The sequence below is a fragment of the Lactiplantibacillus dongliensis genome, from assembly GCF_005405105.1.
GTDB lineage: Bacteria > Bacillota > Bacilli > Lactobacillales > Lactobacillaceae > Lactiplantibacillus > Lactiplantibacillus dongliensis.
On sequence record NZ_BJDK01000014.1, the window covers coordinates 69,220 to 77,886 of the forward strand.

Annotated in this window: 6 protein-coding genes; 4 read left to right on the forward strand and 2 right to left on the reverse strand. The window is 45.2% G+C overall.

Translation table 11 applies throughout. From position 1 onward, the window contains the following. Positions 1 to 77 precede the first annotated feature (77 nt). The 3 genes from FFM80_RS06870 to FFM80_RS06880 all read left to right on the forward strand — a co-directional run bounded on the left by FFM80_RS06870 (position 78) and on the right by FFM80_RS06880 (position 2,608). Entirely contained in the window at positions 78 to 629 is a 552-nt protein-coding gene (locus tag FFM80_RS06870; RefSeq protein WP_137640138.1) for a PadR family transcriptional regulator, read from the forward strand. A gap of 89 nt (positions 630 to 718) precedes the next feature. Beyond that, positions 719 to 1,180, forward strand: a complete 462-nt coding sequence (locus FFM80_RS06875) for a universal stress protein (RefSeq protein WP_137640139.1) — start codon at positions 719 to 721, stop codon at positions 1,178 to 1,180. Between the two features lie 57 nt (positions 1,181 to 1,237). Then, the gene (locus tag FFM80_RS06880; protein WP_379852659.1) at positions 1,238 to 2,608 is read left to right on the forward strand and encodes an Nramp family divalent metal transporter; all 1,371 of its coding nucleotides are present in this window, start codon (positions 1,238 to 1,240) and stop codon (positions 2,606 to 2,608) included. A gap of 391 nt (positions 2,609 to 2,999) precedes the next feature. Here the strand turns inward: FFM80_RS06880 and FFM80_RS06885 are convergent, their stop codons facing one another. Next, on the reverse strand, positions 3,000 to 3,842 hold the full coding sequence (locus tag FFM80_RS06885; protein ID WP_137640140.1) for an alpha/beta fold hydrolase: 843 nt from the start codon (positions 3,840 to 3,842) through the stop codon (positions 3,000 to 3,002). A gap of 13 nt (positions 3,843 to 3,855) precedes the next feature. Beyond that, positions 3,856 to 4,857 carry an NADP-dependent oxidoreductase gene (locus FFM80_RS06890; protein ID WP_137640141.1) on the reverse strand — a complete coding sequence of 334 codons (1,002 nt, stop codon included), beginning with the start codon at positions 4,855 to 4,857 and terminating at the stop codon, positions 3,856 to 3,858. Positions 4,858 to 5,867: 1,010 nt separating this feature from the next. Here FFM80_RS06890 and adhE point away from each other — a divergent pair. Continuing rightward, positions 5,868 to 8,471 carry a bifunctional acetaldehyde-CoA/alcohol dehydrogenase gene (gene adhE, locus FFM80_RS06895; RefSeq protein WP_137635155.1) on the forward strand — a complete coding sequence of 868 codons (2,604 nt, stop codon included), beginning with the start codon at positions 5,868 to 5,870 and terminating at the stop codon, positions 8,469 to 8,471. Positions 8,472 to 8,667 lie beyond the last annotated feature (196 nt).

Sequence of the window (8,667 nt, forward strand, 5' to 3'; positions counted from 1 at the left end):
CGTGTAATTAATTACATGTTTTAAACAACAAAGCTAGTGTATACTGAAGTTAACATTTCGTCAAGGGGGTTGCTCACATGGCACAGAAAAACAAACTGCAATTTATTATTTTAGGTTTGCTCAATCAACATCCATTAACCGGGTATGACCTGACTAAAGCGTTCGATAATGAAATTGGTGAATTTTGGCAAGCTCAGCATAGCCAAATCTACCCACAATTGAAACGGTTGGAAGACCAAGGTTATATTACGCATGAAGTGACGATCAGTGGGGCCAAGCTTGAAAAGAAGCTGTATCATATTACGGCCACTGGCGCGCAACTTTTGCATACTTGGATTAGCGATGGGACGCCGGATTTGACGGCCACCAAAGACGAATTTATTTTGAAGTTGTATTTTATCCGGACGAGCCGGGATCCCCGCTTGGTGCCGATGCTGCATGAACAGCGCCGACTGCATACAGATAAGCTGACGCACTTACAGGCGCGGCTAAAAACGGTCTTTCCAACCAAAGCTAGTCAGGCCGAAAATTATGGCCATTACTTGATCTTACAACATGCGATTGGTCGCGAGGCTTACTATGTGAACTGGCTGCAACAGACTTTAATCGCGATTCCCAAGGCACGTTAGGTTAGCCTAAACAAACCGGCGAGCCACAGTTGAAACTGTTATAATAACAGTGGCAGATACCAAGTCAACTCAATGCGGAGGTACGAAATATGGAGAGCAGTAAAATGAATGATCCATTGATTTATCGACGGGTCTTATTAACCGTTGATGAAGACGATAATACGTCGTCAGAACGGGCGTTTCGTTATGCAACGACCTTAGCGCACGATTACGATGTGACGCTGGGAATCGTCTCAGTGATGGAAAGCGAAGATATCAATATTTTTGATTCGCTAACCCCTTCAAAGATCGATGCCAAACGAAAGCACGTGGAAGATGTCGTGCAGAGCTATGTTCAATTAGCTGAAAAATCTGGGATTAAAAAGGTTGAACCACTCGTTTATGAGGGCGGAGACGTGGATGATGTGATTTTGGAGCAAGTTATTCCTGATTTTAAGCCTGATTTACTAGTAACTGGGGCCGATACTGAATTTGCACACTCGAAGATTGCGGGCGCTATTGGGCCGCGGTTAGCCCGAAAAGCGCCCATCTCAGTCATTGTGGTACGGTAACTAAAAAATTAAATATCAACCCCTCAGGAGTTGGATGTGGAAAGAGGGCGGACCGTTTTGAAACCGAAAACGGACGAAAAAAAGCAGACCAGTAAATTCATTAAAGAAACTGGAACCCAGCGAAAGAGCCTAGATGAAATCAATGGCACGATTGAAGTGCCGGAAAACAAAGGTTATTTCCGGACGTTGCTAGCCTATACCGGACCGGGGGCCTTGATTGCGGTCGGGTATATGGATCCTGGGAACTGGATCACCTCGATTGGTGGTGGGGCGCAGTTCAAGTACACCTTGCTGAGTGTCGTTTTACTATCTAGTTTGATTGCGATGCTCTTACAAGCGATGTCGGCTCGGCTCGGTATTGTGACCGGCCGTGATCTCGCGCAGTTGACGCGGGAGCGGACCTCTAAGTGGGCGGGCCTCGGCCTGTGGATCATTACGGAACTCGCGATTATGGCGACTGATATTGCTGAAATTATTGGGTCTGGGATTGCGTTGGAGCTACTATTCGGGTTCCCATTGATTGTGGGGATTACGATTACGGCTTTTGATGTGTTGATCCTACTCTTCTTAATGAAGTTGGGATTCCACAAGATCGAAGCGATTGTGGCGACCTTAGTGGCGGTTATTTTATTAGTCTTTGCCTACGAAGTCTTTTTATCAAAGCCCGATGCTTTGGGTGTCTTAGGTGGTTATGTGCCGCGTGCTAAAGTGCTCACGAATCAACCCATGTTGTACTTGGCATTGGGGATCGTTGGGGCGACCGTGATGCCACATGATTTGTATTTAGGGTCATCGATCTCACAGACTCGCAAGTATGATATTCACGATGAAGCGTCCGTTAAAAAGACGATTCGTTTTACCATCGCGGATTCAAATATTCAATTAACATTGGCGTTTGTAGTTAACAGTTTGCTCTTAATCTTAGGGGCGGCCTTGTTCTATGGCACACATAGTGATCTGGGGCGTTTCGCTGATTTATTCAATGCGTTGAGCAACCCGCAGATTGTGGGCGCCATTGCCAGTCCAATGTTAAGTATGCTATTTGCAATCGCCTTGTTAGCTTCTGGTCAAAGTTCCACAATTACTGGGACTTTAGCCGGGCAGATCATCATGGAAGGCTTTATTCACTTGCGGATGCCATTATGGGCTCAACGGTTATTGACACGGTTGATGTCGATTACGCCGGTGTTGATTTTTGCAATTTACTATCATGGTAATGAAGCTAAAATCGAAAGCTTATTGACCTTCTCGCAAGTCTTCTTGTCGATTGCGTTGCCATTTGCGATGATTCCACTGATTATCTTTACCAGTGATCGAAAGCTGATGGGACCATTTGCCAATCGGAAGTGGGTCAAATACACAGCTTGGGTCGTTGCCGTGATTTTAATTATTCTGAACTTGCAATTAATTTGGACGACCTTAACTTAATGTTATTTGAGAGTATCGGTACTAACCGATGCTCTTTTTTTGTCCCACTACGTTTGGTGCTAGTTGGTTTAAATTGTCACTCTGGTTGGCTCAGAATCGACTGGAACGTGGTGGCCACGGTTTCGAGCCGAAGTACGGTCTCGAAAGCCGGGCTTTATCTAAGTCGGAAAATCACCGACCAAGATAAACGACACCACTGAGCCAATTCTGACCCACCCGCCGTTAGTTAGTCGGAACTAATAATTATCTATTGTCGACTACAAATTTAGGAACAAATGGCAGGCGGCAATTTCAACTAGTGCCAAGTGTAGACACACTAAAAAGCAGTTCACGGGAAGGTTTCCGATGAACTGCTTTTTAAAATTGGATGGTTGTTAATCAGGTTGTCGAACTAAGCCAAAAAGGCATTTGCGCGTTCAACGAAATCAGGGCCATTTTGGAAGATGCTACCGTGGCCAGCGTCGGGATAAATCACAAGATCACTATTAGCTAGTTGTTGGTGCAAGTCGTAGGTATTCGGCTTGGTTGGCACCATGCGATCATGATCGCCATTAATGACCAGTACCGGTTGCCGAATTGCAGAGAGGTCGGCTGGTTGGGCCCGACCCCAGCGGTTGATGGCGCTTAGTTGTCGCCGATAAGCACCCCAGGAAATGGTGCGGTCCCGTTGTTGTTGACGTCGTTTGAGGCGCGTTATAAATTGTTTGGCACTGGTTTTGCCATTAACGGTTCGAGTAAAGAATAGCGTTGTTTTGATATCGGTAAAAGTGACGAGGGCTCGAACTAAAGCTAAGTCGGAAATCTTGGTGACATTTTCGATACCTGCGCCACCACGAGGGCCAGTACCTGCTAAAATGACGCGCTGAACAGTTTGAGGTTGCTGCAGTAACATTTCTTGTGCCACCATCCCACCCATTGAAAAGCCAAGGAGGTTAACTTTGGTCAACTTAAGTGCTGCGATAAATTGCCACGCATCTTTGGCCATGCCTTGAATGCTGGTCGGCACTTTCCCGGTCGAACTACCGACACCCGGATAATCAAAGGTGATAACGCGTTGATGTTGGGCCAGACCGTCAATGACTTCGGGATCCCAATTATCTAAATTAGCCGAGAGATGTGTCAAGGTAACTAGTGGGATGCCAACGGGATTGCCTAAATCACGATACGCATAGGTAATGCCATTGGCGCCCGTTATTTTTTGTGTGGGTACTTTCGTATAATCGAAGCTGCGCATAGTAGTCACCTTCCTAAAACTTAATGAGGACTTTTCCCTGAGGATGGCCCGTCGCAACTAGCGCTAAGGCTTCGTTCACTTGCTCGAGGGTAAACTCAGTTGGATCAATCGCGGGGGTGATATTGGCTTGTTCCACGATTCTAGTGATTTTGGCTAGCTGCGCACCATCACTGCGGACAAAAATAAAGTGATATTGGACCCCGGCTTTTTTGGCTTGACGATCAAATGAGGCCCCCGCCATTGAAAAGAGTAGCGTTTTGAAGGCGGATAACTGGTGCTGTTGGGCGAACCGGCGATTAGGGCCGATGCGTAATGAGAGTAAGCGGCCACCGGGTTTTAAAACGGATAATTCGTGAGCCAGTTCCCGTTTACCAATCGTATCAATGACATAGTCGACGGGCGCGAGGGCTTCCCAATAATTTTCTTTTTTATAGTTAAAATACTGTGAGACACCCATGGCCGCAGCGTTTGCTTGGCCACGCGCATTCCCACTGACCATCACGTTTAACCCGAGGGCTTTGGCAATGGGAATCGCAAGTTGACCAAAAGAACCGGAACCACCTGGAATCATGACGGATTGACCGGGTTGCGCCGCTAATTCTTCAGTGAACCCTTGATAGGCGGTCAGCCCAGTCAAGGCCACGGCTGCGCTATGGGCAAAGTCAAGATTCTTGGGCTTTAAGGCGACGGCGTTTTCATCAATAGCCACATATTCGGCAAAAGCACCGATCTTCGTCAGTGGTAACCGTGAATAGATTGCATCCCCGACTTGGAACTGCTGAACTTGTGACCCGACCGCGGTGACAATTCCGGCCAATTCGTTACCCATGGTTAGGGGCATCGGGTAGTTTTGAATCAGCTTGACACTGCCAGTACCGATGAGATGTTCCAACGGATTGACTGCTGCCACTTTAACTTGAACGAGGACTTCATGGTCATGCGGTACGGGTTTAGGAATGTCGTGGACGACGAGTTTAAAGTGTTTATCATATTTCATTAATTGTGCTGCTTGCATGGTTGATAAGCCCCTTTTTATCTGACTTGGGTAATATTTTATCGATTTTGTAACTGGATTTAGCATAACAAGAAAGGTTACAAAAATCAAATAAAGTAACTTTATCAACCATAAATATAAGTTTGCTTTTGCATCTGATTGTTGGTAAGTCTGAAAGTGACGGACTACGGTGGTTACATGGCTATTATGTAAATTAGCGGAAGGTGTGAAGGCTGTTTTGGACTCACTGGGAATGAAGCAAACGGTACTACAGCGCTTCATAAAAGAGTCTTAGCAACTGGTTCGGTGCCATTTACGTTAAGTTTGACACAACGGGAACAAACAGAGTTGCGGATTCGGGAGTTAAGCAAAGAGCTTCCAACGAGAGTTATTAATGAGCCCAAAGAATTTGATGTGTTATATGGTGGCGATGATGAATACTAATCATATATTTGTCACTTATATTGAATTTGGCGTGACTGGTAAAGGTAAAAGATAACCAGTACTGTTGTTAGAAGAAAAACATAATCGATTCTTTATTTTTCGACTCACATCAAAGCATCAAACGAAGTCAATTGAAATCAGAAGACACGATTTTCCAATTGAGGATTGGCAGTTAGCGGGATTACGAAAGGCTTCGTGGATTGATACTGTTTAGAAAAGATGCGTGTCCATCCTCGCTGGATGAGTAGCTTGACCGATCAGGACAGTCTGAAGTTACTGCACTTCCTTGATCAAAGATTGAATTGTGAAAGTTAATGGTGGTTGCCGATTATTGGTCAGCTGCCTTTTTTGTGCATACAGGACGTAAAAAGTCCCACTAAGACGATAAAACGGCCCGCCTTGTTAAGAAACAAACTTAACGGCTAAAATTCTTTATAGCCCCTAAATGCCGATAAACCAGCGTTTCAAAAACCAAGCAAAATAATTATTAAATTAATTTTTGGAAAACGCTTGCAAAATCACAAGCCAATCGTATAATAGAGCTTGTAAATTAATTCACAAGGAATTTTGAAACGGAGGAACGCACCATGCTCAAAGAAAACAAGACAAAGGCAACCACTGTAGAAACTGAAGTCGACCAACTAGTGCAACGTTCTAAGAAAGCCTTGGCGGTATTGAAAGACTATTCACAAGAACAAATTGATAATTTATGTGAACAAGTAGCCGTTGCAGCTCTAGATAATCATATGAAATTGGCTAAAATGGCCGTTGAAGAAACTAAGCGTGGGGTCGTTGAAGATAAAGCGATCAAGAACATCTATGCCAGTGAATATATTTGGAACAGTATCCGTCATGACAAGACCGTTGGTATCTTGGAAGACGACGATGAAACTCAAATGATGAAGATTGCTGAACCAGTCGGGATCGTAGCCGGGGTTACCCCAGTCACTAACCCAACATCAACGGTTGTTTTCAAGAGTTTAATTTCATTAAAGGGTCGTAACACCATCGTCTTTGGCTTCCATCCACAAGCTCAAAAATCTTGTGCCGAAGCTGCTCGCATTCTCCAAACGGCGATTGCTGCGGCTGGTGGCCCAGCTGATGCGGTCCTCTATGTTGAACATCCAAGCTTGGAAGGTACCAATGCTTTAATGCATCATCCAGATGTTGCGACGATCTTAGCAACTGGTGGTCCTAGCATGGTAACGGCCGCTTACTCATCAGGTAAACCAGCCTTGGGTGTTGGTCCTGGTAACGGCCCAACCTATATTGAAAAGACGGCTAACCTCAAGCAAGCCGTTAACGACATTGTGTTATCAAAGACCTTCGATAATGGGATGGTTTGTGCGACTGAAAACAGTGCGATTGTGGACGCTGACATCTACAGTGATGTTAAAGCTGAATTCAAGCGTTTAGGCTGCTACTTTGTTAAACCAAAGGACATTGCCGCTTTAACTGAAGCCGTTATTGATCCTAACCGGCACACCGTTCGTGGTCCTGTCGCTGGTCAAAGTGCTTATAACATTGCGAAGATGGCCGGTTTAACCGATGTACCAAAGGACTGCCGGGTCTTAATCGCTGAAATTAATGGCGTTGGCTTGAAGTTCCCACTTTCAGGTGAAAAATTATCACCAGTCTTGACCCTTTATAAATCAAAGGATCATAAAGAAGCCTTCAAGATTTCTGACGAACTCCTTCATTATGGTGGTTTAGGCCATACTGCTGGGATTCATACTGAAGATGATGACTTAGTTAAAGAATTTGGTTTAGCAATGCCTGCTTGCCGGATCTTAGTTAATACCCCATCATCAGTTGGTGGTATCGGGAACATCTACAACAATATGCAACCTTCCTTAACCTTAGGGACTGGCTCATATGGTGGTAACTCAATTTCACATAACGTCTCAGATATGGACTTGATTAATATCAAAACAGTTGCGAAGCGTCGGAACAACATGCAATGGGTAAAAATGCCTCCCAAGGTCTACTTCGAACGTAACGCCGTTCGGTATCTAGAACATATGGCAGGAATCAAGCGCGTCTTCTTAGTATGTGACCCCGGGATGGTTAAATTCGGTTACGCTGACCGCGTTACCGCTGAATTAGAGAAGCGTGACGAACCAGTTGACATCGATATCTTCTCTGAAGTTGAACCAAACCCATCAACGGACACCGTTTACAAAGGGGTTGCCCGGATGAAGGCCTTCGAACCTGATACAATCATTGCCTTAGGTGGTGGGTCCGCAATGGATGCGGCCAAAGGGATGTGGCTCTTCTATGAACATCCAGAAGCTTCATTCTTAGGCGCTAAGCAGAAATTCTTGGATATCCGGAAGCGGACTTACAAGGTCCCAGTTGCTAGCAAGGTAACTTATATTGGGATTCCAACGACTTCTGGGACTGGTTCTGAAGTAACGCCATATGCGGTTATCACGGACTCCAAGACTCATGTTAAGTACCCGGTAACTGACTATGCGATGCAACCAGATATCGCCATCATTGACCCACAATTTGTTGAAACGGTTCCAGCACGGACGACGGCTTGGACTGGCTTGGATGTCATTACCCATGCTACTGAATCATATGTTTCAACGATGGCTTCGGACTACACCCGTGGCTGGTCAATTCAGGCCTTACAATTAGCCTTCAAGTACTTGAAAGCCTCATATGATGGTGACAAGTATGCACGTGAAAAGATGCATAATGCGTCAACCTTAGCTGGGATGGCCTTTGCCAACGCCTTCTTGGGGATTAACCACTCCATTGCCCACAAATTAGGTGGGGAATTCAATCTCCCTCACGGCTTAGCCATTGCAATCACTTACCCACAAGTTGTTCGTTACAACGCCGAAATTCCAACCAAGTTGGCAATGTGGCCGAAGTATAACTACAACACCGCTTTGGGCGACTATGCTAACATTGCACGGGCATTAGGCTTACCAGGTAAGACTGATGAAGAATTAAAGGAAAGTTTGGTTAAAGCATATATTGATTTGGCACATTCAATGGATGTTACCTTATCATTAAAGGCAAACCGGGTTGAGAAAGCTCATTTCGATCAAAGCGTTGATCACTTAGCTGAATTAGCTTACGAAGATCAATGCACGACCGCTAATCCTCGCGAACCATTGATTAGCGAATTAAAGACCTTGCTGGAACGTGAATGGGACGGCGAAGGTGTTGAAAAATAAGGCTTCTATCCGATTCACCTTGTTGAATTAATTAAAATCGGACTAAAAGTGGACCGCACTTGGCGGCTTAGCTTCGGCTAGGCACGTCGGGTGCGGTTCTTTTTGGCAGCGTGGGATAAAAGCATTGTGGTATTAAGTCAAGGAAGGATGATGGCGAAGCTTAATAGAAATCAGCGCTTTGAAGGTATACTTCCCC